This window comes from Rhizobium yanglingense (assembly GCF_977109285.1).
On the sequence record NZ_CDSAWY010000002.1, the window covers coordinates 417,282 to 438,602 of the forward strand.

General features: G+C 59.9%; 30 protein-coding genes and 3 pseudogenes. 30 read left to right on the forward strand and 3 right to left on the reverse strand.

Annotated features, from left to right (window positions below; translation table 11 throughout):
* Positions 1–25 precede the first annotated feature (25 nt).
* The 29 genes and pseudogenes from tuf to ACW4PC_RS03400 all read left to right on the forward strand — a co-directional run bounded on the left by tuf (position 26) and on the right by ACW4PC_RS03400 (position 16,592).
* Positions 26–1,201 carry an elongation factor Tu gene (gene tuf, locus ACW4PC_RS03260; RefSeq protein WP_039844630.1) on the forward strand — a complete coding sequence of 392 codons (1,176 nt, stop codon included), beginning with the start codon at positions 26–28 and terminating at the stop codon, positions 1,199–1,201.
* A 260-nt stretch (positions 1,202–1,461) separates the two neighbouring features.
* The gene (gene rpsJ / locus ACW4PC_RS03265) at positions 1,462–1,770 is read left to right on the forward strand and encodes a 30S ribosomal protein S10 (RefSeq protein ID WP_003547547.1); all 309 of its coding nucleotides are present in this window, start codon (positions 1,462–1,464) and stop codon (positions 1,768–1,770) included.
* 34 nt (positions 1,771–1,804) lie between these two features.
* Positions 1,805–2,446, forward strand: coding sequence for a 50S ribosomal protein L3 (gene rplC, locus ACW4PC_RS03270; protein ID WP_022718392.1), 642 nt, complete (start codon positions 1,805–1,807; stop codon positions 2,444–2,446).
* Between the two features lie 12 nt (positions 2,447–2,458).
* Positions 2,459–3,079, forward strand: coding sequence for a 50S ribosomal protein L4 (gene rplD, locus ACW4PC_RS03275; RefSeq protein WP_022718391.1), 621 nt, complete (start codon positions 2,459–2,461; stop codon positions 3,077–3,079).
* Entirely contained in the window at positions 3,076–3,369 is a 294-nt protein-coding gene (locus ACW4PC_RS03280; protein ID WP_022718390.1) for a 50S ribosomal protein L23, read from the forward strand. Before rplD ends, ACW4PC_RS03280 begins: the two co-directional genes overlap by 4 nt.
* 11 nt (positions 3,370–3,380) lie before the next feature.
* Positions 3,381–4,218: pseudogene (gene rplB / locus ACW4PC_RS03285) on the forward strand (50S ribosomal protein L2).
* Positions 4,219–4,233: 15 nt separating this feature from the next.
* The gene (gene rpsS, locus ACW4PC_RS03290; RefSeq protein ID WP_007531666.1) at positions 4,234–4,512 is read left to right on the forward strand and encodes a 30S ribosomal protein S19; all 279 of its coding nucleotides are present in this window, start codon (positions 4,234–4,236) and stop codon (positions 4,510–4,512) included.
* Between the two features lie 2 nt (positions 4,513–4,514).
* A pseudogene (rplV, locus tag ACW4PC_RS03295) lies at positions 4,515–4,905 on the forward strand (50S ribosomal protein L22).
* A pseudogene (gene rpsC, locus ACW4PC_RS03300) lies at positions 4,905–5,625 on the forward strand (30S ribosomal protein S3). The pseudogenes rplV and rpsC overlap by 1 nt, the downstream one beginning before the upstream one ends.
* Positions 5,626–5,661: 36 nt before the next feature.
* The gene (gene rplP, locus ACW4PC_RS03305; RefSeq protein WP_022718386.1) at positions 5,662–6,075 is read left to right on the forward strand and encodes a 50S ribosomal protein L16; all 414 of its coding nucleotides are present in this window, start codon (positions 5,662–5,664) and stop codon (positions 6,073–6,075) included.
* Between the two features lie 10 nt (positions 6,076–6,085).
* A complete protein-coding gene (gene rpmC, locus ACW4PC_RS03310) occupies positions 6,086–6,286 on the forward strand; it encodes a 50S ribosomal protein L29 (RefSeq protein ID WP_022718385.1) in 201 nt (66 codons plus the stop codon).
* Positions 6,287–6,298: 12 nt separating this feature from the next.
* Positions 6,299–6,538 (forward strand): 30S ribosomal protein S17, encoded by a 240-nt coding sequence (rpsQ, locus tag ACW4PC_RS03315; protein WP_003547557.1) that lies wholly within the window; start codon positions 6,299–6,301, stop codon positions 6,536–6,538.
* A gap of 264 nt (positions 6,539–6,802) precedes the next feature.
* Entirely contained in the window at positions 6,803–7,171 is a 369-nt protein-coding gene (gene rplN / locus ACW4PC_RS03320; protein WP_018900268.1) for a 50S ribosomal protein L14, read from the forward strand.
* A gap of 12 nt (positions 7,172–7,183) precedes the next feature.
* Complete coding sequence (rplX, locus tag ACW4PC_RS03325; protein ID WP_022718384.1) at positions 7,184–7,492, forward strand: 50S ribosomal protein L24; 309 nt, start codon at positions 7,184–7,186, stop codon at positions 7,490–7,492.
* Positions 7,485–8,042 carry a 50S ribosomal protein L5 gene (rplE, locus tag ACW4PC_RS03330; protein WP_022718383.1) on the forward strand — a complete coding sequence of 186 codons (558 nt, stop codon included), beginning with the start codon at positions 7,485–7,487 and terminating at the stop codon, positions 8,040–8,042. Before rplX ends, rplE begins: the two co-directional genes overlap by 8 nt.
* Before the next feature lie 32 nt (positions 8,043–8,074).
* Complete coding sequence (rpsN, locus tag ACW4PC_RS03335; RefSeq protein WP_074067600.1) at positions 8,075–8,380, forward strand: 30S ribosomal protein S14; 306 nt, start codon at positions 8,075–8,077, stop codon at positions 8,378–8,380.
* 12 nt (positions 8,381–8,392) lie between these two features.
* On the forward strand, positions 8,393–8,791 hold the full coding sequence (gene rpsH / locus ACW4PC_RS03340) for a 30S ribosomal protein S8 (protein WP_022718381.1): 399 nt from the start codon (positions 8,393–8,395) through the stop codon (positions 8,789–8,791).
* A gap of 42 nt (positions 8,792–8,833) precedes the next feature.
* A complete protein-coding gene (rplF, locus tag ACW4PC_RS03345; RefSeq protein WP_022718380.1) occupies positions 8,834–9,367 on the forward strand; it encodes a 50S ribosomal protein L6 in 534 nt (177 codons plus the stop codon).
* Positions 9,368–9,379: 12 nt separating this feature from the next.
* Positions 9,380–9,742, forward strand: a complete 363-nt coding sequence (gene rplR, locus ACW4PC_RS03350) for a 50S ribosomal protein L18 (RefSeq protein WP_022718379.1) — start codon at positions 9,380–9,382, stop codon at positions 9,740–9,742.
* Between the two features lie 132 nt (positions 9,743–9,874).
* Positions 9,875–10,444, forward strand: a complete 570-nt coding sequence (gene rpsE, locus ACW4PC_RS03355) for a 30S ribosomal protein S5 (protein WP_022718378.1) — start codon at positions 9,875–9,877, stop codon at positions 10,442–10,444.
* Positions 10,445–10,458: 14 nt separating this feature from the next.
* Positions 10,459–10,668: a 50S ribosomal protein L30 gene (gene rpmD / locus ACW4PC_RS03360; protein WP_022718377.1), complete on the forward strand. Its 210-nt coding sequence runs from the start codon at positions 10,459–10,461 to the stop codon at positions 10,666–10,668.
* Between the two features lie 16 nt (positions 10,669–10,684).
* Entirely contained in the window at positions 10,685–11,158 is a 474-nt protein-coding gene (gene rplO, locus ACW4PC_RS03365; protein WP_455872811.1) for a 50S ribosomal protein L15, read from the forward strand.
* Positions 11,159–11,393: 235 nt separating this feature from the next.
* Positions 11,394–12,734: a preprotein translocase subunit SecY gene (secY, locus tag ACW4PC_RS03370; protein WP_039844643.1), complete on the forward strand. Its 1,341-nt coding sequence runs from the start codon at positions 11,394–11,396 to the stop codon at positions 12,732–12,734.
* Positions 12,731–13,381: an adenylate kinase gene (locus ACW4PC_RS03375; RefSeq protein ID WP_074067604.1), complete on the forward strand. Its 651-nt coding sequence runs from the start codon at positions 12,731–12,733 to the stop codon at positions 13,379–13,381. Before secY ends, ACW4PC_RS03375 begins: the two co-directional genes overlap by 4 nt.
* A gap of 227 nt (positions 13,382–13,608) precedes the next feature.
* Positions 13,609–13,977, forward strand: coding sequence for a 30S ribosomal protein S13 (gene rpsM / locus ACW4PC_RS03380; RefSeq protein ID WP_022718373.1), 369 nt, complete (start codon positions 13,609–13,611; stop codon positions 13,975–13,977).
* 132 nt (positions 13,978–14,109) lie between these two features.
* Positions 14,110–14,499 carry a 30S ribosomal protein S11 gene (gene rpsK / locus ACW4PC_RS03385; protein ID WP_022718372.1) on the forward strand — a complete coding sequence of 130 codons (390 nt, stop codon included), beginning with the start codon at positions 14,110–14,112 and terminating at the stop codon, positions 14,497–14,499.
* Positions 14,500–14,602: 103 nt separating this feature from the next.
* Positions 14,603–15,613, forward strand: a complete 1,011-nt coding sequence (locus ACW4PC_RS03390; RefSeq protein WP_022718371.1) for a DNA-directed RNA polymerase subunit alpha — start codon at positions 14,603–14,605, stop codon at positions 15,611–15,613.
* A gap of 45 nt (positions 15,614–15,658) precedes the next feature.
* Positions 15,659–16,081, forward strand: a complete 423-nt coding sequence (rplQ, locus tag ACW4PC_RS03395; protein ID WP_039844646.1) for a 50S ribosomal protein L17 — start codon at positions 15,659–15,661, stop codon at positions 16,079–16,081.
* A gap of 124 nt (positions 16,082–16,205) precedes the next feature.
* Complete coding sequence (locus ACW4PC_RS03400) at positions 16,206–16,592, forward strand: nuclear transport factor 2 family protein (protein ID WP_455872812.1); 387 nt, start codon at positions 16,206–16,208, stop codon at positions 16,590–16,592.
* A 10-nt stretch (positions 16,593–16,602) separates the two neighbouring features.
* Here the strand turns inward: ACW4PC_RS03400 and msrQ are convergent, their stop codons facing one another.
* Both msrQ and msrP read right to left on the reverse strand, forming a co-directional pair.
* Entirely contained in the window at positions 16,603–17,259 is a 657-nt protein-coding gene (gene msrQ / locus ACW4PC_RS03405; RefSeq protein WP_455872813.1) for a protein-methionine-sulfoxide reductase heme-binding subunit MsrQ, read from the reverse strand.
* Complete coding sequence (gene msrP / locus ACW4PC_RS03410) at positions 17,259–18,206, reverse strand: protein-methionine-sulfoxide reductase catalytic subunit MsrP (protein ID WP_455872814.1); 948 nt, start codon at positions 18,204–18,206, stop codon at positions 17,259–17,261. The genes msrQ and msrP overlap by 1 nt, the downstream gene beginning before the upstream one ends.
* A gap of 329 nt (positions 18,207–18,535) precedes the next feature.
* Between msrP and ilvD the strand changes: the two genes are divergently transcribed.
* Positions 18,536–20,374 carry a dihydroxy-acid dehydratase gene (gene ilvD, locus ACW4PC_RS03415; protein ID WP_455872815.1) on the forward strand — a complete coding sequence of 613 codons (1,839 nt, stop codon included), beginning with the start codon at positions 18,536–18,538 and terminating at the stop codon, positions 20,372–20,374.
* Positions 20,375–20,777: 403 nt separating this feature from the next.
* On the opposite strand, the gene ACW4PC_RS03420 is transcribed toward ilvD, so the two are convergent.
* The gene (locus tag ACW4PC_RS03420) at positions 20,778–21,029 is read right to left on the reverse strand and encodes a hypothetical protein (RefSeq protein WP_455872816.1); all 252 of its coding nucleotides are present in this window, start codon (positions 21,027–21,029) and stop codon (positions 20,778–20,780) included.
* Positions 21,030–21,321 lie beyond the last annotated feature (292 nt).

Below are 21,321 nucleotides of genomic sequence, written 5' to 3' on the forward strand. Positions count from 1 at the left end.
GGACTAGCAGAATGGAGAGCCGAAAATGGCAAAGAGTAAGTTTGAGCGCAACAAGCCGCACGTTAACATCGGCACGATCGGCCACGTTGACCACGGCAAGACGTCTCTGACGGCGGCGATCACGAAGTACTTCGGCGAGTTCAAGGCGTATGACCAGATCGACGCTGCGCCGGAAGAAAAGGCTCGCGGCATCACGATTTCGACGGCGCATGTCGAGTATGAGACGGCCAACCGCCACTACGCGCACGTCGACTGCCCCGGCCACGCCGACTACGTCAAGAACATGATCACCGGTGCCGCACAGATGGACGGCGCGATCCTGGTGTGCTCGGCTGCCGATGGCCCGATGCCGCAGACCCGCGAACACATCCTGCTGGCCCGCCAGGTCGGCGTTCCGGCAATCGTCGTGTTCCTGAACAAGGTCGACCAGGTCGACGACGCCGAGCTTCTCGAGCTCGTCGAGCTGGAAGTGCGCGAACTGCTGTCGTCCTACGACTTCCCGGGCGACGACATCCCGGTCGTCAAGGGTTCGGCGCTGGCTGCTCTTGAAGATTCCGACAAGAAGATTGGCGAAGACGCGATCCGCGAGCTGATGGCCCAGGTCGACGCCTACATCCCGACGCCTGAGCGTCCGATCGACCAGCCGTTCCTGATGCCGATCGAAGACGTGTTCTCGATCTCGGGCCGCGGTACGGTCGTGACCGGCCGCGTCGAGCGCGGTATCGTCAAGGTTGGCGAAGAAGTCGAGATCGTCGGCATCCGCCCGACCTCGAAGACGACGGTGACCGGCGTTGAAATGTTCCGCAAGCTGCTCGACCAGGGCCAGGCCGGCGACAACATCGGCGCACTGATCCGCGGCGTGAACCGCGACGGCGTCGAGCGTGGCCAGATCCTGTGCAAGCCGGGTTCGGTGAAGCCGCACAAGAAGTTCAAGGCTGAAGCCTACATCCTGACGAAGGAAGAAGGCGGCCGTCATACGCCGTTCTTCACCAACTACCGTCCGCAGTTCTACTTCCGCACGACGGACGTGACGGGCATCGTGACGCTGCCGGAAGGCACGGAAATGGTGATGCCGGGCGACAACGTCACGGTTGACGTCGAGCTGATCGTGCCGATCGCCATGGAAGAAAAGCTGCGCTTCGCCATCCGCGAAGGCGGCCGCACCGTCGGCGCCGGTATCGTTGCATCGATCGTAGAGTAATCTTTTAAGCAAGCGGCCCCAGGGCCGCTTGCTTATGACATAAAAATGTAGCAAATGGCGCGCGAGCGCGATTTGCGGCTGCTTCGGCTTCGAGGCAGGCAATGAATAGATAAGGTGGGCCTCAAGGCCTGGAGACTGGAAAGGGACATCGTTTTCGGTGTCCCCTTCGATCTTTGAAACCGGTGGTCCGCCTTAGGAAAAGAAGAACAGCCCGTGCCGTTTTGTTGGCACGCGAAGAACAAACACAAGGATAACGTCGAATGAACGGCCAAAATATCCGCATTCGCCTGAAGGCGTTCGATCACCGAATTCTCGATGCTTCCACGCGCGAGATTGTGTCGACGGCGAAGCGCACCGGAGCTAGTGTCCGGGGCCCCGTTCCGCTTCCGACCCGCATCGAGAAGTTTACGGTCAACCGGTCCCCGCACATCGACAAGAAGAGCCGCGAGCAGTTCGAGATGCGCACGCATAAGCGCCTCCTCGACATCGTAGACCCGACCCCGCAGACGGTGGACGCGCTGATGAAGCTCGATCTCGCCGCTGGTGTCGATGTTGAGATCAAGCTCTGAGCCTGGCTCGAGCGGATTTGGAAGGATTGAACCGATGCGTTCAGGTGTGATTGCACAGAAGGTGGGAATGACCCGCGTCTACAACGACGCCGGCGAGCATGTCCCGGTAACGGTATTGCGTATGGAAGGCTGCCAGGTCGTTTCTACGCGCACTGTAGAAAAGAATGGCTATACCGCAGTTCAGCTCGGTGCTGGCCAGGCGAAGGTTAAGAACACGTCCAAGGCGATGCGCGGCAACTTTGCTGTCGCCAACGTCGAGCCGAAGGCCAAGCTCGCAGAATTCCGCGTTTCGGAAGACAACCTGCTCGAGGTCGGCACCGAGCTCAAGGCTGGTCACTTCGCTGCAGGTCAGCTCGTCGACGTGACGGGTACGACCATCGGTAAAGGTTTTGCCGGCGCCATGAAGCGCCACGGCTTCGGCGGTCTGCGCGCCACGCACGGTGTGTCCGTTTCGCACCGTTCGCATGGTTCGACGGGTTCGCGCCAGGATCCAGGCAAGGTTTTCAAGAACAAGAAGATGGCTGGTCACATGGGCCAGACGCGCGTAACGACTCAGAACCTGGAAGTGGTTTCGACCGATGAAGATCGCGGTCTGATCCTGATCAAGGGTGCAGTACCCGGTTCCAAGGGTGCCTGGATCATCGTGCGCGATGCCGTCAAGTCGGCAGCGAAGTAAGGAGCCGGACCAATGGAATTCAACGTCAAGACCCTCGAGGGAAAAGACGCAGGGAAGGTTTCTCTCTCTGACGCGATTTTCGGCCTCGAGCCCCGCGAAGACATTCTTGCCCGCGTCATCCGCTGGCAGCTTGCCAAGAAGCAGCAGGGCACGCACCAGGCAAAGGGCCGCGCGGACGTTTCGCGCACCGGCGCCAAGATGTACAAGCAGAAGGGTACGGGCCGCGCTCGTCACCATTCGGCTCGCGCTCCGCAGTTCCGCGGTGGTGGTAAGGCTCACGGCCCGGTCGCCCGCAGCCACGAGCACGACCTTCCGAAGAAGGTTCGCGCTCTCGGCCTGCGCCACGCTCTGTCGGCCAAGTTCAAGTCCGAGGACGTCATCGTCATCGACAACCTGGTCGCTGCTGAAGCAAAGACCAAGGCTCTCGCATCCGTTTTTGAGACGCTGGGCCTGACCAATGCGCTCTTCATCGGCGGCGCTGAGCTTGACGGCAACTTCAAGCTTGCAGCAAAGAACATCCCGAACATCGATGTTCTGCCGATCCAGGGCATCAACGTTTACGACATCGTGCGCCGCGGCAAGCTCGTGCTTTCCAAGGCTGCCGTTGAAGCTCTAGAGGAGCGTTTCAAGTGACCGATCTTCGCCACTACGATGTGATCGTCTCGCCGGCGATCACCGAAAAGTCCACGCTGGTATCGGAAAACAACCAGGTTGTTTTCAACGTCGCCAAGGCGGCCACGAAGCCGGAAATCAAGGCTGCAGTCGAGGCGCTCTTCGGCGTCAAGGTCACGGCCGTCAACACTCTGCTCCGCAAGGGCAAGACCAAGCGTTTCCGCGGTTTTGTAGGCAAGCAGAAGGACGTGAAGAAGGCTGTCGTGACGCTGGCTGAAGGCCAGACGATCGACGTCTCCACCGGTCTCTGAGGAATAAGAAAATGGCATTGAAAACATTCAATCCTACGACCCCGAGCCAGCGCCAGCTCGTCATCGTTGACCGTTCTGGCCTGTGGAAGGGCAAGCCGGTCAAGGTGCTGACGGAAGGCCTGACTTCCAAGGGTGGCCGCAACAACGCCGGCCGCATCACGGTCCGCTTCCAGGGCGGCGGTCATAAGCGCACCTATCGTCTCGTCGACTTCAAGCGCCGCAAGTTCGACGTCGAGGGCACGGTCGAGCGTATCGAATATGACCCGAACCGCACGGCATACATCGCGCTCGTAACCTACACGGACGGCGAACAGGCCTACATCCTCGCTCCGCAGCGCCTCGCTGCCGGCGACAAGGTCATCGCTTCCGACAAGGCCGTCGACGTGAAGCCAGGCAACACCATGCCGCTTCAGTTCATCCCGGTCGGCTCCATCATCCACAACGTGGAAATGAAGCCGGGCAAGGGCGGTCAGATCGCACGTTCGGCTGGCGGTTACGCACAGCTCGTCGGCCGCGACCAGGGCATGGCGATCCTTCGCCTGAACTCGGGCGAACAGCGCCTTGTCCACGGCACCTGCCTGGCGACGATCGGTGCTGTTTCCAACCCGGACCACGGCAACATCAATGATGGCAAGGCCGGCCGTTCGCGCTGGCGTGGCAAGAAGTCCGCACAACCGCGGCGTCGTCATGAACCCAGTCGACCATCCGCACGGCGGTGGTGAAGGCCGCACCTCGGGTGGCCGTCATCCGGTTACCCCGTGGGGCAAGCCGACCAAGGGCAAGCGTACCCGGTCGAACAAGTCGACCGACAAGATGATCATGCGCTCGCGTCATCAGCGTAAGAAGTAAGAGAGGAAGTCTCCAATGGCTCGTTCAGTATGGAAAGGTCCGTTCGTTGACGGCTATCTTCTCAAGAAGGCTGAGAAGGTTCGTGAAGGCGGACGTGCAGAAGTAATCAAGATCTGGAGCCGTCGCTCCACGATCCTGCCGCAGTTCGTCGGTCTCACCTTCGGCGTCTACAACGGCAGCAAGCATGTTCCGGTCAGCGTCAATGAAGACATGGTCGGTCACAAATTCGGTGAATTCTCTCCGACCCGGACCTATTACGGTCACGGTGCGGACAAGAAGGCAAAGAGGAAGTAACAATGGGCAAGGCAAAAGCCGAACGCCGGCTGAAGGACAACGAGGCGCAAGCAGTCGCCCGCACGCTCCGCGTCAGCCCACAGAAGCTCAACCTGGTTGCTGCGGCCATCCGCGGCAAGAAGGTTGACCGCGCACTCGCTGAGCTGGAGTTCTCCCGCAAGCGCATCGCAGGCGCCGTCAAGAAGACGCTCGAATCTCGCGATCGCCAACGCCGAGAACAACCACGATCTCGACGTCGACTCGCTGGTCGTAGCAGAAGCCTATGTCGGCAAGTCGATCGTCATGAAGCGCTTCCACGCTCGTGGCCGCGGCCGTGCATCTCGCATCGAGAAGCCGTTCGCCCACCTGACGATCGTCGTCCGCGAAGTGCAGGCACAAGAGGAGGCCGCATAATGGGTCAGAAAATCAATCCAATCGGTTTCCGTCTTGGCATCAACCGCACCTGGGATAGCCGCTGGTTCGCGGACAATGCCGAGTACGGTCAAGCTCCTGCACGAAGACCTGAAGATGCGCAAGTTCGTCATGAGCGAACTGAAGCAGGCTGGTATCGCAAAGGTCGTCATCGAGCGTCCGCACAAGAAGTGCCGCGTCACGATCCACTCGGCTCGCCCGGGTCTGATCATCGGCAAGAAGGGTGCAGACATCGACAAGCTCCGCAAGAAGCTGTCGGACATGACGAACTCCGAAACGCACCTGAACATCGTCGAAGTGCGCAAGCCGGAAGTCGACGCGACGCTCGTCGCACAGTCGATTGCCCAGCAGCTGGAACGCCGCGTGGCTTTCCGCCGCGCCATGAAGCGCGCTGTTCAGTCTGCAATGCGTCTTGGCGCCGAAGGCATCAGGATCACCTGCGCAGGCCGTCTCGGCGGCGCGGAAATCGCTCGTACCGAATGGTACCGCGAAGGCCGCGTTCCGCTGCACACCCTGCGTGCGGACATCGACTACGGTACGGCTGAAGCCGAAACCGCATTCGGCATCTGCGGCATCAAGGTCTGGATCTTCAAGGGCGAAATCCTTGAGCACGATCCGCTGGCCTCCGAGCGCCGCGCACTCGAGGGTGACGCTCAGGGTCCGGCAAGCCGTGATCGCGATCGTCGCCGCGACAACGCTTGATAGCGTTGGTGGCAGATAAGTTCGGAGAATAAGAAAATGTTGCAGCCAAAGCGTACCAAGTACCGCAAGCAATTCAAGGGCCGCATCAAGGGCGTCGCCAAGGGCGGTTCCGACCTCGCCTTCGGTGAATTCGGCCTGAAGGCTCAGGAGCCCAACCGCGTCAACGCACGTGAGATCGAAGCGGCCCGCCGCGCGATCACGCGCTACATGAAGCGCGCCGGCCGTGTATGGATCCGCGTGTTCCCGGACGTTCCGGTAACCGCAAAGCCGACCGAAGTCCGCATGGGTAAGGGTAAGGGCTCCGTCGAATATTGGGCATGCAAGGTCAAGCCTGGCCGCATGATGTTCGAGATCGACGGCGTCACCGAAGAAATCGCCCGCGAGGCGCTTCGTCTCGGCTCGGCCAAGCTCTCGGTCAAGACGCGCTTCGTTCAGCGCATTGCAGAGTAAGGAGAGGCAGATGAAAGCCGAAGAAGTCCGCGGCCTCACGGCCGATCAGCTCAAGGACAAGCTCGCCAACCTCAAGAAGGAGCAGTTCAACCTGCGCTTCCAGAAGGCAACCGGCCAGCTCGAAAAGTCCTCGCGCATCAACGAAGTCCGCAAGGACATCGCCCGCGTGAAAACCATTGCCCGCCAGAAGGCGGCAGAAGCAAAGGCGTAAAGGAAGAATAACATGCCGAAGCGCATTCTGCAGGGCGTTGTCGTTGGCGACAAGAACGAGAAGACTGTCGTAGTTCGCGTTGAGCGCCGTTTTGCTCACCCGCTGCTTCAGAAGACCGTTCGTCGTTCCAAGAAGTACAAGGCCCACGACGAAAACAACCAGTACAAGATCGGCGATACCGTATCCATCGAGGAATGCGCACCGATCTCCAAGGACAAGCGCTGGACGGTCATTTCCGCCCAGGGCAAGTAACAGAATTTTGCGCGAGGCCTTGCGTCTCGCCGAAATTTCTGTATGAAGCAGCGTCAGAACGCTCGAATGCCGGGCGTTCTTTTGCTTTGAGCGCATGGAAGGTCCCGTCGGGAAACCACCTTGGCACGATTTTTCCCGCGCTATTCAAGCTATTGCCGTGTCTGTACCCGCCCCTAATGCGGGTTCGGCGGGCTGACAATTTTCATGAGCCGGGGTAGGGGGCGCAAGCCCAACCATTCCGGTAAAACAAGAAGGCGACCTGATATGATTCAGATGCAAACAAACCTCGACGTCGCGGATAATTCCGGCGCACGTCGTGTCATGTGCATCAAGGTGCTGGGCGGCTCGAAGCGCAAGTATGCCTCGATCGGCGACGTCATCGTCGTTTCGATCAAGGAAGCGATCCCGCGCGGCCGCGTGAAGAAGGGTGACGTGATGAAGGCGGTGGTTGTTCGTACCGCCAAGGAAATCCGTCGCGTGGATGGCAGCATCATCCGCTTCGACACGAATGCAGCAGTCCTCATCGACAACAAGAAAGAGCCGATCGGCACCCGTATCTTCGGACCGGTTCCGCGCGAACTTCGCGCCAAGAACCACATGAAGATCATCTCGCTGGCTCCCGAAGTACTGTAAGGAGCGGGAACGATGCAGAAGATTCGTAAAGGCGACAAGGTCGTCATGCTCGCAGGCAAGGACAAAGGCCGTACGGGCGAAGTCCTCCAGGTTCTGCCGAAGGAAGATCGCGCGGTCGTCCGTGGCGTCAACGTCGTCAAGCGCCACCAGCGCCAGACGCAGACGCAGGAAGCCGGCATCATCAGCAAGGAAGCCTCGGTTCACCTGTCCAACATTGCAATCGTCGACAAGGACGGCAAGCCGACCCGCGTCGGTTTCAAGGTCGTTGACGGCAAGAAGGTCCGTGTGGCCAAGCGTTCTGGAGATGTGATCGATGGCTGAGGCAAAGTACGAGCCGCGGCTCAAGAAGGAATATGTCGAGCGCATCCGCAAGGCGATGCAGGAGAAGTTCTCCTATGCCAACGAGATGCAGATCCCGAGGCTCGACAAGATCGTAATCAACATGGGTGTTGGCGAAGCAACGGCTGATTCGAAGAAGCCGACGATTGCCGCAGCCGACCTGGCAGCGATCGCCGGCCAGAAGCCGGTCATCACCCGTGCACGCAACTCCATCGCTGGCTTCAAGGTCCGCGAGCAGATGCCGATCGGCGCCAAGGTCACCCTGCGCGGCGCCCGCATGTACGAGTTCCTGGACCGTCTCGTGAACATCGCGCTTCCGCGCGTTCGCGACTTCCGCGGCCTGAACCCGAAGAGCTTTGACGGCCGTGGCAACTTCGCCATGGGCATCAAGGAGCACATTGTGTTCCCTGAGATCAACTACGACAAGGTTGATCAGATGTGGGGCATGGACATCATCGTTTGCACGACGGCAACGAAGGACGACGAAGCACGGGCTCTGCTGACAGAGTTCAACTTCCCGTTCCGTCAGTAACCGTAACGACGAGCGTAGAAAAGGAACCTGACATGGCGAAGACAAGCGCAGTTGAAAAGAACAAGCGCCGCCGTACTACGGTCGCAAATCAGGCTGCCAAGCGTGCAGCCCTGAAGGCGATCATCATGAACCAGTCTCTTCCGATCGAAGAGCGGTTCAAGGCCTCGATCAAGCTGGCATCCCTGCCGCGCGATGGATCGAAGACCCGCATTCGCAACCGTTGCGAAGTATCGGGCCGCCCGCGCGCGTACTACCGCAAACTGCGCATGTCGCGTATCGCGCTGCGTGAACTGGGCAATCTCGGCAAGGTGCCGGGCATCGTCAAGTCGAGCTGGTAAGGAGCAGGTTAGATGACAATGACTGATCCGTTGGGCGATATGCTCACTCGCATCCGCAACGGCGCTTCCCGCCGCAAGTCGTCGGTTTCGACGCCTGCGTCCAAGCTCCGTGCACGCGTTCTCGATGTCCTGCAGTCCGAAGGCTACATCCGCGGCTATTCCGTTGTCGATTTCGGCAATGGCAAGTCGGAACTCAGCATCGAGCTGAAGTACTACGAAGGCACATCGGTGATCCGTGAGATCGGCCGTGTGTCCAAGCCGGGCCGCCGGGTTTATGTCTCGGTCAAGTCCATTCCGCAGGTCGCGAACGGTCTCGGCATCACCATCCTTTCGACTCCGAAGGGCGTGATGGCCGATCACCAGGCTCGCGAACAGAACGTTGGTGGCGAGGTTCTTTGCTCTGTCTTCTAAGACAGGGCAGGGATCTCCATTGCGAACAGACAGGATTTAAACATGTCTCGTATCGGTAAGAAGCCCGTTCAGGTACCTGCTGGAATCACGGCTACGGTCGATGGCCAGAAGGTTACTGCAAAGGGCCCGAAGGGCGAGCTGTTCTTCGTCGCAAACGACGAAGTCGGCGTAAAGCTCGAAGATAACGCGGTCGTGGTCACGCCGCTCAACCAGACCAAGGATGCTCGCGCAAAGTGGGGTATGTCCCGCACGATGATCGAGAACATCTTCAAGGGCGTCAAGGACGGTTACGAGCGCAAGCTCGAAATCAACGGCGTTGGTTATCGTGCATCCATGCAGGGCAAGAACCTGCAACTGGCTCTCGGCTTCAGCCACGACGTGGTCTATGAGCCGCCGGTCGGTATCTCGATCGCTGTTCCGAAGCCGACGGAAATCGTCGTCACCGGCATCAACAAGCAGCAGGTCGGTCAGGTCGCCGCCGAAATCCGCGAATACCGCGGTCCCGAGCCCTACAAGGGCAAGGGCGTGAAGTATGCCGACGAGCGCATCGTCCGCAAAGAAGGCAAGAAGAAGTAAGGATCACGCGAAATGGCTAGCAGGAAAGAAGCACTTGCACGTCGTGCCAACCGCGTGCGCCGTCAACTCAAGTCGGTGGCCAATGGCCGTCCGCGCCTGTCGGTTCATCGCTCCTCGAAGAACATCTACGCACAGATCATCGATGATGTGGCCGGCAAGACGCTTGCGGCTGCCTCCACGCTCGACAAGGATCTGCGCGGTTCTCTGAAGACCGGTGCCGACACCGCAGCAGCTGCCCTCGTCGGCAAGCTCGTTGCAGAGCGCGCCTCCAAGGCCGGCGTCAAGGAAGTCGTATTCGACCGTGGCGCCTTCATCTATCACGGCCGCATCAAGGCTCTTGCAGAAGCAGCCCGCGAAGGCGGTCTGACCTTCTAAGGAGATTTCCGGCCGCACGTCTTTTGGACAGCGGCCGGATTTTCACCGGACCGCAAACGATCCCGCAAGGGAGACCGATGCGGTCCTCGTTTGTTTGCCGATTGCACCCGGAAAAGAAAAAGGAAGAGGACAATGGCACAGGAAAGAAGGGGTTCTCGCGAAGATCGCCAGAGCCGCGAAGAGCGCGACAGCGAATTCGTCGACAAGCTTGTCGCGATCAACCGCGTCGCCAAGGTTGTTAAGGGTGGCCGCCGTTTCGGTTTCGCCGCTCTCGTCGTCGTCGGTGACCAGAAAGGCCGCGTAGGCTTCGGTCACGGTAAGGCACGCGAAGTGCCGGAAGCGATCCGCAAGGCAACGGAAGCCGCCAAGCGCGAGCTGATCTTCGTTCCCCTGCGTGAAGGCCGCACCCTGCATCACGACGTCCATGGCCGCCATGGCGCCGGCAAGGTTCTGCTGCGCTCGGCCAAGGTCGGTACCGGTATCATCGCCGGCGGTCCGATGCGCGCCGTTTTCGAAACGCTCGGCGTTCACGACGTTGTCGCCAAGTCGACCGGTTCCTCGAACCCGTACAACATGGTTCGCGCAACCTTCGACGCTCTGAAGCACCAGGTTCACCCGAAGGACATCGCAGCTCAGCGCGGCATCAAGTATGCTACGCTCCAGGCTCGCCGTGCCGCCTCCGGCAACGCCTCTGAAGAATAAGAGGAGTCTGACCCATGGCTAAGGCTACCAAGAAGACCGAAGCGAAGACGGTTACCGTCGAGCAGATCGGCAGCCCGATTCGCCGGCCGGCTGTACAGCGCCAGACGCTGATCGGCCTCGGCCTCAACAAGATGCACCGGACCCGCACCCTGGAAGATACGCCTTCCGTTCGCGGCATGATCCGTGCTGTCCAGCATCTCGTTCGCGTCGTCGACGAGAAGTGAGACGGAGGTTATCATCATGAAACTCAATGAAATCAGAGATAACGAAGGTTCGACCCACAGCCGCAAGCGCCTCGGCCGCGGTATCGGTTCGGGCTCGGGCAAGACCGGTGGTCGCGGTGTGAAGGGTCAGAAGTCCCGTTCCGGCGTCGCCATCAACGGTTTTGAGGGTGGTCAGATGCCAATCTACCGCCGTCTGCCGAAGCGCGGCTTCACGAACATCTTCAAGGCTGACTTCGTCGTCGTCTCTCTCGCACGCATCCAGGCTGCGATCGATGCCGGCAAGCTCGACCCCAAGGCGACTGTCGATGCCGCAGCCCTCAAGGCCGCCGGCGTGATCCGCCGCGCCAAGGACGGCGTTCGCGTTCTCGCCGACGGCGAGCTGAAGGCAAAGATCAAGCTCGAAGTCGCAGGCGCTTCCAAGCCCGCCGTCGAGAAGATCGAAAGGGCCGGCGCTACGATCACGCTTCTTTCTGCCGCAGCGGCAGAATAATAATCTTATGATATGTCGCCCGGGGTGGCTTCACACCGGGCGATTTTGCTCCCATATGTGGGCCTCACAAGAATCTGCATCGTTGCACCCCGCAGCATGCCGGTTTCGACGAAATCAAGGGTGAGGCATAGGTTGCGCCAGCAATCCGTCCGTAGCCCGATTGTGAATAATTTGAATACTGATTCCGGGTCCGGCACTCGCTCGAAGCGCCCGAATTGGTAGCGCGGAGAATCGCATGGCGTCTGCAGCGGAACAATTGGCTTCCAATCTTAGTTTTTCGACCTTCGCCAAAGCCGAGGATCTCAAGAAGCGCCTGTGGTTCACGCTGGCAGCTCTCCTCGTCTATCGTCTTGGTACGCACATTCCGCTTCCGGGCCTCAATCCCGAAGCCTATGCCCAGGCCTTCCGCGGCCAGGCGGGCGGCATTCTCGGCCTCTTCAACATGTTTTCGGGCGGCGCCGTCGAGCGCATGGCGATCTTCGCGCTCGGCATCATGCCCTATATCTCCGCTTCGATCATCGTGCAGTTGATGACCTCGGTCGTGCCGGCGCTCGAAAACCTGAAGAAGGAAGGCGAGCAGGGCCGCAAGATCATCAACCAGTACACCCGCTACGGCACCGTGTTGCTCGGCGCACTGCAGGCCTATGGCATCGCGGTCGGCCTTGAAAGCGGCAGCGGCCTCGTGGTCGATCCGGGCTGGTTCTTCCGTATTTCCACCGTCATCACACTGCTCGGCGGTACGATGTTCCTGATGTGGCTCGGCGAACAGATCACCTCGCGCGGCATCGGCAACGGCATTTCGCTGATCATTTTCGCAGGCATCGCTGCCGGTCTTCCGAGTGCGCTTGCCGGCACGCTCGAACTCGGCCGCACCGGTGCGCTTTCGACGTCGCTGATCCTCGCTGTCATCCTGATCGCAATGGCCGTTATCGCCGTCATCGTCTTCGTCGAGCGCGCCCAGCGCCGGCTGCTGATCCAGTATCCGAAGCGTCAGGTCGGCAACCGCATGTTCCAGGGCGACACCTCGCACCTGCCGCTGAAGCTGAATACCTCGGGTGTCATCCCGGCAATCTTCGCCTCGTCGCTGCTGCTTCTGCCAGCGACCGTCGCGGGCTTTGCCAACACGACGGCTCTGCCGTCCTGGGCGACGGCGATCGTTGCGGCGCTCGGCCACGGCCAACCGCTCTATATGCTGCTCTACGCGGCGCTGATCGCCTTCTTTGCCTTCTTCTACACGGCCATCGTCTTCAATCCGAAGGACACGGCCGACAATCTGAAGAAGCATGGCGGCTTCATTCCCGGCATCCGTCCAGGCGAGCGCACCGCCGAATATATCGATTTCGTCCTGACCCGCATCACGGTCATCGGCGCGATCTATCTCGTCTTCGTCTGTATCCTGCCTGAGATCCTGGTGTCGCAAACCGGCATCCCATTAGCCCTTGGTGGCACTTCGCTTTTGATCGTGGTTAGCGTAACTCTTGATACGGTGGCTCAGATCCAGGGTCATCTGATTGCACAGCAGTACGAAGGCCTGATCAAGAAATCGAAGTTGCGTGGAGGAAAGAGGGGGCGATGAGACTCATACTTTTGGGGCCGCCGGGCGCGGGCAAGGGAACCCAGGCCCAGCGGATCGTGGAGAAGTACGGCATTCCGCAGCTTTCCACGGGTGACATGCTTCGTGCTGCCGTTCACGCTGGAACCGAGGTCGGCAAGCGGGCCGATGCCTTGATGAAGGCGGGCAAGCTTGTGCCCGATGAAGTCGTCAACGCCATCGTCTCCGAGCGCATCGACCAGCCGGACTGTGCGAATGGCTTCATCCTCGACGGTTTCCCCCGGACGCTGATCCAGGCGGATGCCACCGAAGCGATGCTTCGCGCAAAGGGTCTCGACCTTTCCGTCGTCATCGAGTTGAAGGTCAACGACGACGAGCTCATTCGCCGTGTTGCGGGGCGCTATTCATGCGCACAATGCGGCAGCGTCTACCACGACACCGACAAGGCCCCGGAAAGCGAAGGCGTCTGCGACAAGTGCGGTTCGACGCATTTCAAGCGCCGGCCGGACGATAACCCGGAGACGATGACGGCGCGGCTTCAGGTCTATTACAAGGAAACCTCGCCGTTGATCGGCTATTACTACGCCAAGGGGAAGCTCAAGAGCGTGGACGGCATGGCCGACATAGACCACGTCACTGGCGAGGTCGACACCATCCTTTCGAAGCTTTAAGGCTTTGAAAATAAACTTGGCGGGACCGGTTGCCTTTCAGCGCTGATTCCGCTAAACACCGCGCCAACTCGCGATATTCGATGCGATCGGCGCGGATTTCCCAAAGGAAGTCCGGGTTCGGTCGTTTTGACATGTTACGAACCCAAATTTGAACGAGCGGCCCTTCGGAGGGCGGCATAATCGAAGCCCTCTTGCCGGATGGCAACTGGAACTCAAGGAGAATAGGCGTGGCACGTATCGCTGGCGTCAACATCCCGACTGCGAAGCGCGTCGTTATCGCGCTGACCTACATTCACGGGATCGGTTCGAAATTCGCACAGGAAATCGTCGAGAAGGTCGGCATCCCGGCTGATCGCCGCGTGCACCAGCTCACGGACGCTGAAGTTCTTCAGATCCGCGAAACGATCGACCGCGACTATCAGGTCGAAGGTGATCTTCGTCGCGAAACCTCGATGAACATCAAGCGTCTGATGGACCTTGGCTGCTACCGCGGCCTGCGTCATCGCCGCGGCCTGCCGGTTCGCGGTCAGCGCACGCACACCAATGCCCGCACCCGCAAGGGCCCGGCAAAGGCGATCGCTGGTAAGAAGAAGTAATTTCCGGGAAACCGGGAGTGGGAGGCTGGCGGTCTGCGCCGGCCTCTTTTGAGTTTGGGGCGGGGCTGTAAGGCGCCGTTCCGGTGTAGCCGCTGGTATTACGGCGGTGAAGATATCCAAGAAAGGGATACAATGGCCAAGGAAGCCGTCCGCGTTCGCCGTCGCGAACGTAAAAACATTTCGTCGGGTGTGGCTCACGTCAACTCGACCTTCAACAACACGATGATCACCATCACTGACGCGCAGGGCAATGCAATCGCCTGGTCGTCTGCCGGTGCCAAGGGCTTCAAGGGTTCGCGCAAGTCGACCCCGTTCGCGGCCCAGATCGCTGCTGAAGATGCTGCCAAGAAGGCGCAGGAACATGGCATGAAGTCTCTGGAAGTCGAAGTTTGCGGTCCGGGTTCTGGTCGTGAATCCGCTCTGCGCGCGCTCCAGGCTGCCGGTTTCATGATCACGTCCATCCGCGACGTGACGCCGATCCCGCACAATGGCTGCCGCCCGCGCAAGAAGCGCCGCGTCTGATCATCGCCACTCACAACACCGGTGAGCGTTTTGTTGACGCTCCCGGTGCTTCTCAAGCTCGGTTGCCACGATTGGATGGTGGCAACGAACGGAAGGCAAAAAAATGATCCAGAAGAACTGGCAGGAATTGATCAAGCCGAACAAGGTGGAGTTCTCTTCGAACTCGCGCATCAAGGCGACGCTCGTTGCAGAGCCGCTGGAGCGCGGTTTCGGCCTGACCCTCGGCAACGCGCTTCGTCGCGTTCTGCTCTCGTCGCTGCGCGGTGCCGCTGTGACGGCCGTGCAGATCGACGGCGTGCTGCACGAATTCTCCTCGATTCCGGGCGTCCGCGAAGACGTGACGGATATCGTGCTCAACATCAAGGAAATCGCCATCAAGATGGATGGCGATGACGCAAAGCGCATGGTCGTCCGCAAGCAGGGCCCGGGCGTTGTGACGGCTGGCGACATCCAGACGGTCGGCGATATCGAAATCCTCAACCCTGAGCATGTCATCTGCACGCTCGACGAGGGTGCCGAGATCCGCATGGAATTCACCGTCAACAACGGCAAGGGCTACGTTCCGGCCGAACGCAATCGTGCGGAAGATGCTCCGATCGGCCTGATCCCGGTCGACAGCCTCTATTCGCCGGTCAAGAAGGTGTCCTACAAGGTTGAAAACACCCGCGAAGGACAGGTTCTCGACTACGACAAGCTGACGATGACCATCGAAACCGATGGCTCCGTTTCCGGCGAAGACGCCGTCGCTTTTGCGGCGCGCATCCTCCAGGACCAGCTTGGCGTCTTCGTCAACTTCGACGAGCCGCAGAAGGAAGCCGAAGAGGAAGCAGTCACCGAACTCGCTTTCAACCCGGCGCTCCTCAAGAAGGTAGACGAACTCGAACTGTCGGTCCGCTCGGCAAACTGCCTGAAGAACGACAACATCGTCTACATCGGCGACCTCATTCAGAAGACCGAAGCAGAAATGCTCCGCACGCCGAATTTTGGTCGCAAGTCGCTGAACGAAATCAAGGAAGTTCTCGCTTCCATGGGCCTGCATCTCGGCATGGAAGTGCCGGCATGGCCGCCTGAGAACATCGAAGATCTCGCCAAGCGATACGAAGACCAGTACTAACCATCAAACGGCGGGCGAGATGCCTGCATGTGAAGGAGAATAGCAATGCGCCACGGTAAAGCCGGCCGCAAGCTGAATAGAACCGCAAGCCACCGCAAGGCGATGTTCGCCAACATGGCGGCTTCGCTCATCACGCATGAGCAGATCGTGACGACCCTGCCGAAGGCAAAGGAAATCCGTCCGATCGTTGAGAAGCTCGTTACCCTCGGCAAGCGCGGCGACCTGCACGCTCGCCGTCAGGCGATCTCGCAGATCAAGGACGCCGCAGTCGTTTCGAAGCTTTTCGACACGATCGCTTCGCGCTACGCAACCCGCAATGGCGGCTACCTGCGTATCATGAAGGCCGGCTTCCGCCAGGGCGATAACGCCGCTCTCGCCGTCATCGAATTCGTTGACCGCGACACCTTCGCCAAGGGCGCAGCCGACAAGGCCCGCTCCGCCGCCGAAGAGCAGGCCGTCGCCGCCTAATATTGTCCGGTTCACCGGAAGCAAGCAGCCGGGCTTCTCGAGCCCGGCTGTTTTTGTTTGTCGCTTTCCGACGTGTTGAACGCCGATTGCTATGCGAAACTGACGCGGCTGACGATTTCAACGCGTGGTGGAGGTCATGGGAAATTTACCTGAACTGCTGAGTGAAATCCGCGTTCTCGAAGAGGCCCTTCACCGCCCCGAGATACGCCGTTCAAGAACGGCAGTGGAAGAGCTACTTTCGGAGGATTTCGTAGAGTTCGGCAGCTCCGGGGCGATATGTCGCCGTAACGAGATCATCGACCTTCTCGTGCAGGAAAGCGAAGATCCTGGCGAGTTGCTGGCCTACGATTATTCACTTAGCATCATATCTTCGGACGCAGTTTTGCTCACCTATCGCACTCGTCGCACAAGAGAGGATGGATTTGAGCGACATGTTTTGCGCAGCTCGATTTGGAAGCACTCTGAAATTGGATGGCAAATGCTGTTTCACCAAGGGACCGTTATAGCCTGACACTGCAGGCTCAAGCGGCTGTCGCCGCCGCCCGGCTGTCTTGCCGTCCTTGCCCGCGCTTCCTGCTGCGGGCGATCGGCCTCCAGGAGCGGTAGAGGATCAGCAGGATCAGAAGGCCGACATAGATGTATTGCTCGAGGCTTAAGACCTTGGTCGAGAGGGCGAAGTGCAGCGCGCCGCAGGCTGCGACGATGTAGACGAGGCGGTGGAGGCGGACCCAGTTCGGGCCGAGGCGGCGGATCGAGAAATTGTTGGATGTCAGCGCAAGCGGAATGAGCATCGTCAGGCCCGCCATGCCGAACATGATGAAGGGCCGTTTCACGACATCGTCGATGACAGCTTGAATGATCAATGCCTGGTCGAGCACCATGTAGACGGTGAAATGCATTGCGACATAGTAGAAACAGAGCAGGCCGAGGCAACGGCGGTAGCGCAGGTAATTCCAGCCGAAGAGATCGCGGGCAGGGCTGACGGCGAGCGTCAGGATCAGGAAGCGGATCGCCCAGATGCCGAGAAACAGTTCGAAGGTCTTGACCGGATCGGCGCCGAGACCGTCCGTGGCGCCGAGGTAGAAATACCAGGCGGCGGGCAGGAGCCCCGCCACGTAGAGCAGCCAGACGGATGCCGGCTGCCAGCGTTTCGCAAGCGTAAACGAGAAATCCGTCATCAGAAATTTGCCTTCAGGTCCATACCGGAATAGAGGCTTGCGACCTCATCGGCGTAACCGTTGAAAGGCAGCGTCGGATGGCGGCTGGCGCCGAAGAAGCCGCTTTCGCCGATGCGCCGTTCGCTCGCCTGGCTCCAGCGGGGATGATCGACCGCTGGATTGACGTTGGCATAGAAGCCGTATTCCTGCGGGTTGGTGACCTGCCAGGTGTTCTTCGGCTGCTGGTCGGTGAGCGTGATCTTCACGATCGACTTGATGCCCTTGAAGCCGTATTTCCACGGCACGACGAGGCGGATGGGCGCACCATTCTGGTTCGGCAGCGTTTCGCCATAGAGACCGACGGCAAGCAGCGTCAGCGGGTGGCGGGCCTCGTCGAGGCGCAGGCCCTCGACATAAGGCCATTCGAGTGACTGGAAGATGCCTTTCTGGCCCGGCATCTCGTCCGGCCGGACGACGGTTTCTAAGGCGACGTATTTGGCGCTGCCCAGCGGCTCCACCTTGTCGAGCAGGGCGGCGAGCGGAAAGCCGTCCCATGGGATCACCATCGACCAGGCCTCGACACAGCGCATGCGGTAGACGCGCTCCTCGATCGGAAATTCCTTGATCAGGGCCTCGATATCGAAGGTGCCCGGTTTGCCGACCATGCCGTCGACCTTGACGGTCCAGGGCAGGGGCTTGAAGTCGCCGGAAAGGGCCGCGGGATCTCCCTTGTCGAGGCCGAATTCGTAGAAGTTGTTATAGGTCGTCACATCCTTCAGCGGCGTCGTCTTTTCATCGACCTTGTACTTGCTCTCAATGACGGAAAGTGCCGCAGCGCTCGCCTTGCCGGCCCCATAGAGCGCCATGGCGCCGAGCGTTGCAGCCCCAAGGAACTCGCGCCGGCGGAGATAGACCTGGCGCGGCGTGACCTCCGAAGACGGGATCTTTGGCGGATGATAACCCGGCATTTCGAAATCCTCCTGGGCGGGAACGGCCCGATATCTCAATAAACGCATCAGCAGCGTCTTTGGGTGACTGTGTAGGCCTTGAAGATTGCTTTCGGGAAGCCAATTTTTCGTGTTCGGGTGTGATGGAATAGACTGTAACAAAAGGCTGCAATCCACCGTATATGCCAGATGGGCGCAAATGGGCGGCGTACCGGATTTGCCCTTGCCGGTAGTGACAGTCCCGGCTGATTGGATTAGGACAATTCCAAAGTGCAGCGGCTGCCCGGTTTGCAAGCTTTCTTGCCGTCCCGCATCGTCCGCGCAATTTTCGCAGATCAAGGAAGAAACCGATGCCAGCTTACCGTTCCAGAACCACGACTCACGGCCGCAACATGGCGGGCGCGCGCGGCCTTTGGCGCGCGACGGGCATGAAGGATTCGGATTTCGGAAAGCCGATCATCGCGGTGGTGAATTCCTTCACCCAGTTCGTGCCGGGCCACGTGCATCTGAAGGACCTCGGCCAGCTTGTCGCCCGCGAGATTGAAGCGGCCGGTGGCGTTGCCAAGGAGTTCAACACGATCGCCGTCGACGACGGCATCGCCATGGGCCATGACGGCATGCTCTATTCGCTGCCGTCGCGCGAACTGATCGCCGACAGCGTCGAATACATGGTCAACGCCCATTGCGCCGACGCCATGGTCTGCATCTCGAACTGCGACAAGATCACCCCCGGCATGCTGATGGCGTCGCTGCGCCTCAACATCCCGTCGGTCTTTGTTTCCGGCGGCCCGATGGAAGCTGGCAAGGTCGTGCTGCAGGGCAAGAAGCACGCGCTCGATCTGGTCGATGCCATGGTTGCCGCCGCTGACGACAAGATCAGCGACGAGGATGTTCAGACGATCGAGCGCTCGGCCTGTCCGACCTGCGGCTCGTGCTCCGGCATGTTCACGGCCAATTCCATGAACTGCCTGACAGAAGCGCTCGGCCTGTCGCTGCCCGGCAACGGCTCGACGCTTGCAACCCATGCCGACCGCAAGCGCCTCTTCGTCGAGGCCGGGCACCTGATCGTCGATCTCGCCCGCCGATACTACGAGCAGGACGACGTCAAGGCGCTGCCGCGCACGATCGCTTCGAAGCGGGCCTTTGAAAACGCCATGGCGCTCGATATCGCCATGGGCGGTTCGACCAATACCGTTCTGCACATCCTGGCTGCCGCCCATGAAGGCGAGGTCGATTTCACACTGGCCGACATCGACGCGCTGTCGCGCCGCGTTCCGTGCCTTTCCAAGGTCGCGCCGGCCAAGGCCGACGTGCACATGGAAGACGTCCACCGCGCCGGCGGCATCATGTCGATCCTCGGCGAGCTGGACAAAGGCGGTCTGCTCAACCGCGACTGCCCGACTGTTCATGCCGAGACGCTGGGTGACGCTATCGACCGCTGGGATATCACCCGTACCAGCAGCGAGACGGTTCGCGACTTCTACCTCGCGGCCCCCGGCGGCATCCCGACCCAGGTCGCCTTCAGCCAGAGCGCCCGCTGGGAAGAGCTGGATACCGACCGGGAAAAGGGCGTCATCCGCTCGGTCGAGCATCCGTTCTCGAAGGATGGCGGCCTGGCTGTCCTCAAGGGTAACCTTGCGCTCGACGGCTGCATCGTGAAGACGGCGGGCGTCGATGAATTGATCCTGAAATTTTCCGGTCCGGCCAAGGTCTACGAAAGCCAGGATGCTGCGGTGAAAGCCATCCTCGGCAATGAGGTGGTCGCGGGCGACGTCGTCGTCATCCGCTACGAGGGCCCGAAGGGCGGCCCCGGCATGCAGGAAATGCTCTATCCGACGAGCTATTTGAAGTCGAAGGGCCTCGGCAAGGCGTGCGCGCTGATCACCGACGGCCGCTTCTCCGGTGGCACCTCCGGCCTCTCGATCGGCCACGTTTCGCCGGAAGCGGCGAACGGCGGCACGATCGGCTTGGTGCGCCCGGGTGACATGATCGATATCGACATCCCGAACCGCACCATCAGCCTGCGCATCAGCGACGGCGAACTTGCGACCCGCCGTTCCGAGCAGGAAGAGAAGGGCTGGCATCCGGCCGAATACCGCAAGCGCAATGTCACGACGGCGCTGAAGGCCTATGCGGCTTTCGCGACCAGCGCGGACCGCGGCGCGGTGCGCGATCTCGGCGGCCGCTGAGGAACTGCAACACACAATCAGGAGACGGCGCCTTGCGGAATGCGGGCGCCGTTTTGTCTGTCTGTTCAGTGTAATACCAGAATGTCAATTTGGCTGTCCGTCCCGCTACGGCTCAGCGTTGGACCAGTGCGTCGAGCTTCCGTAAGAGCTTGAAGCCCACGTAATCGCTGCGCTTAAATTGCCAACGGTAATAGCAGTTCCAATAGCTCACTACCCTGTCGCACGTGAGTTTGTAAAACGTGGGATTTTCTCCGATGAACGTTGCCATGAGTTCGCGATTGAACTGGGGAGCGGCAGCGTAAATGTCATCGATGATCTCAACGACGTATTCGCCGACTAACGCGATAACAAACGGGATGGACCAAAGCTCCTGGACCGGTGGCACTTCTTTGAGCGCCGCCCGTCAGTCGAAGCCATCCGTGCTGCGCGTCAGGATGCATTGTGCCATTTGGCGCTGTTGCAGGGTCAGTCCTGATAGGTCCGGCTTGATTGACGGAGAAGGAACCCGGCTTGGTATGAGCATAGTTTCGCCAAGAACGTTGACGGAAAAATGCCCATAATCGTAGTCAGAGGATAAATTCAGCGCCGAAACCGCAGCTTTGGACTGCGAACCAAGTCCGCACGGAAAGGCTGCATCAAACGTCGTCTCCACCATCACTCAATTCCAGAACTGCAACTTCTGCTAAGGGGAGGCGGCGGCGGCATTTTGTCAACATTTCCTTGTCGATTGACGAGAAAGGCGCAGACGACGATTTCGCAGATTGTCCTCACGGCCCTTCATCTGAAGGCAGGGGATTTCGATCACTTGTGTACGTTGGAAGCGTACGGCCGGGTGATGATGTCACGTGCTTCGCATGAAGCGCCCCTGGAAGACAGATTCGTCACCTTTTCCAAATGGCGTGGCGAGGCGGACCGCAAACCGCAAAGCTTATGCTGACCTTTAAATC

What these genes read in the sequence shown, in the direction of transcription:
- tuf (WP_039844630.1), top strand. Translation starts at nt 26, where the DNA reads ATGGCAAAGAGTAAGTTTGAGCGCAACAAGCCGCACGTTAACATCGGC.
- rpsJ (WP_003547547.1), top strand. Translation starts at nt 1,462, where the DNA reads ATGAACGGCCAAAATATCCGCATTCGCCTGAAGGCGTTCGATCACCGA.
- rplC (WP_022718392.1), top strand. Translation starts at nt 1,805, where the DNA reads ATGCGTTCAGGTGTGATTGCACAGAAGGTGGGAATGACCCGCGTCTAC.
- rplD (WP_022718391.1), top strand. Translation starts at nt 2,459, where the DNA reads ATGGAATTCAACGTCAAGACCCTCGAGGGAAAAGACGCAGGGAAGGTT.
- rpsS (WP_007531666.1), top strand. Translation starts at nt 4,234, where the DNA reads ATGGCTCGTTCAGTATGGAAAGGTCCGTTCGTTGACGGCTATCTTCTC.
- rplP (WP_022718386.1), top strand. Translation starts at nt 5,662, where the DNA reads ATGTTGCAGCCAAAGCGTACCAAGTACCGCAAGCAATTCAAGGGCCGC.
- rpmC (WP_022718385.1), top strand. Translation starts at nt 6,086, where the DNA reads ATGAAAGCCGAAGAAGTCCGCGGCCTCACGGCCGATCAGCTCAAGGAC.
- rpsQ (WP_003547557.1), top strand. Translation starts at nt 6,299, where the DNA reads ATGCCGAAGCGCATTCTGCAGGGCGTTGTCGTTGGCGACAAGAACGAG.
- rplN (WP_018900268.1), top strand. Translation starts at nt 6,803, where the DNA reads ATGATTCAGATGCAAACAAACCTCGACGTCGCGGATAATTCCGGCGCA.
- rplX (WP_022718384.1), top strand. Translation starts at nt 7,184, where the DNA reads ATGCAGAAGATTCGTAAAGGCGACAAGGTCGTCATGCTCGCAGGCAAG.
- rplE (WP_022718383.1), top strand. Translation starts at nt 7,485, where the DNA reads ATGGCTGAGGCAAAGTACGAGCCGCGGCTCAAGAAGGAATATGTCGAG.
- rpsN (WP_074067600.1), top strand. Translation starts at nt 8,075, where the DNA reads ATGGCGAAGACAAGCGCAGTTGAAAAGAACAAGCGCCGCCGTACTACG.
- rpsH (WP_022718381.1), top strand. Translation starts at nt 8,393, where the DNA reads ATGACAATGACTGATCCGTTGGGCGATATGCTCACTCGCATCCGCAAC.
- rplF (WP_022718380.1), top strand. Translation starts at nt 8,834, where the DNA reads ATGTCTCGTATCGGTAAGAAGCCCGTTCAGGTACCTGCTGGAATCACG.
- rplR (WP_022718379.1), top strand. Translation starts at nt 9,380, where the DNA reads ATGGCTAGCAGGAAAGAAGCACTTGCACGTCGTGCCAACCGCGTGCGC.
- rpsE (WP_022718378.1), top strand. Translation starts at nt 9,875, where the DNA reads ATGGCACAGGAAAGAAGGGGTTCTCGCGAAGATCGCCAGAGCCGCGAA.
- rpmD (WP_022718377.1), top strand. Translation starts at nt 10,459, where the DNA reads ATGGCTAAGGCTACCAAGAAGACCGAAGCGAAGACGGTTACCGTCGAG.
- rplO (WP_455872811.1), top strand. Translation starts at nt 10,685, where the DNA reads ATGAAACTCAATGAAATCAGAGATAACGAAGGTTCGACCCACAGCCGC.
- secY (WP_039844643.1), top strand. Translation starts at nt 11,394, where the DNA reads ATGGCGTCTGCAGCGGAACAATTGGCTTCCAATCTTAGTTTTTCGACC.
- ACW4PC_RS03375 (WP_074067604.1), top strand. Translation starts at nt 12,731, where the DNA reads ATGAGACTCATACTTTTGGGGCCGCCGGGCGCGGGCAAGGGAACCCAG.
- rpsK (WP_022718372.1), top strand. Translation starts at nt 14,110, where the DNA reads ATGGCCAAGGAAGCCGTCCGCGTTCGCCGTCGCGAACGTAAAAACATT.
- ACW4PC_RS03390 (WP_022718371.1), top strand. Translation starts at nt 14,603, where the DNA reads ATGATCCAGAAGAACTGGCAGGAATTGATCAAGCCGAACAAGGTGGAG.
- rplQ (WP_039844646.1), top strand. Translation starts at nt 15,659, where the DNA reads ATGCGCCACGGTAAAGCCGGCCGCAAGCTGAATAGAACCGCAAGCCAC.
- msrQ (WP_455872813.1), bottom strand. Translation starts at nt 17,259, where the DNA reads ATGACGGATTTCTCGTTTACGCTTGCGAAACGCTGGCAGCCGGCATCC.
- msrP (WP_455872814.1), bottom strand. Translation starts at nt 18,206, where the DNA reads ATGCCGGGTTATCATCCGCCAAAGATCCCGTCTTCGGAGGTCACGCCG.
- ilvD (WP_455872815.1), top strand. Translation starts at nt 18,536, where the DNA reads ATGCCAGCTTACCGTTCCAGAACCACGACTCACGGCCGCAACATGGCG.
- ACW4PC_RS03420 (WP_455872816.1), bottom strand. Translation starts at nt 21,029, where the DNA reads ATGGTGGAGACGACGTTTGATGCAGCCTTTCCGTGCGGACTTGGTTCG.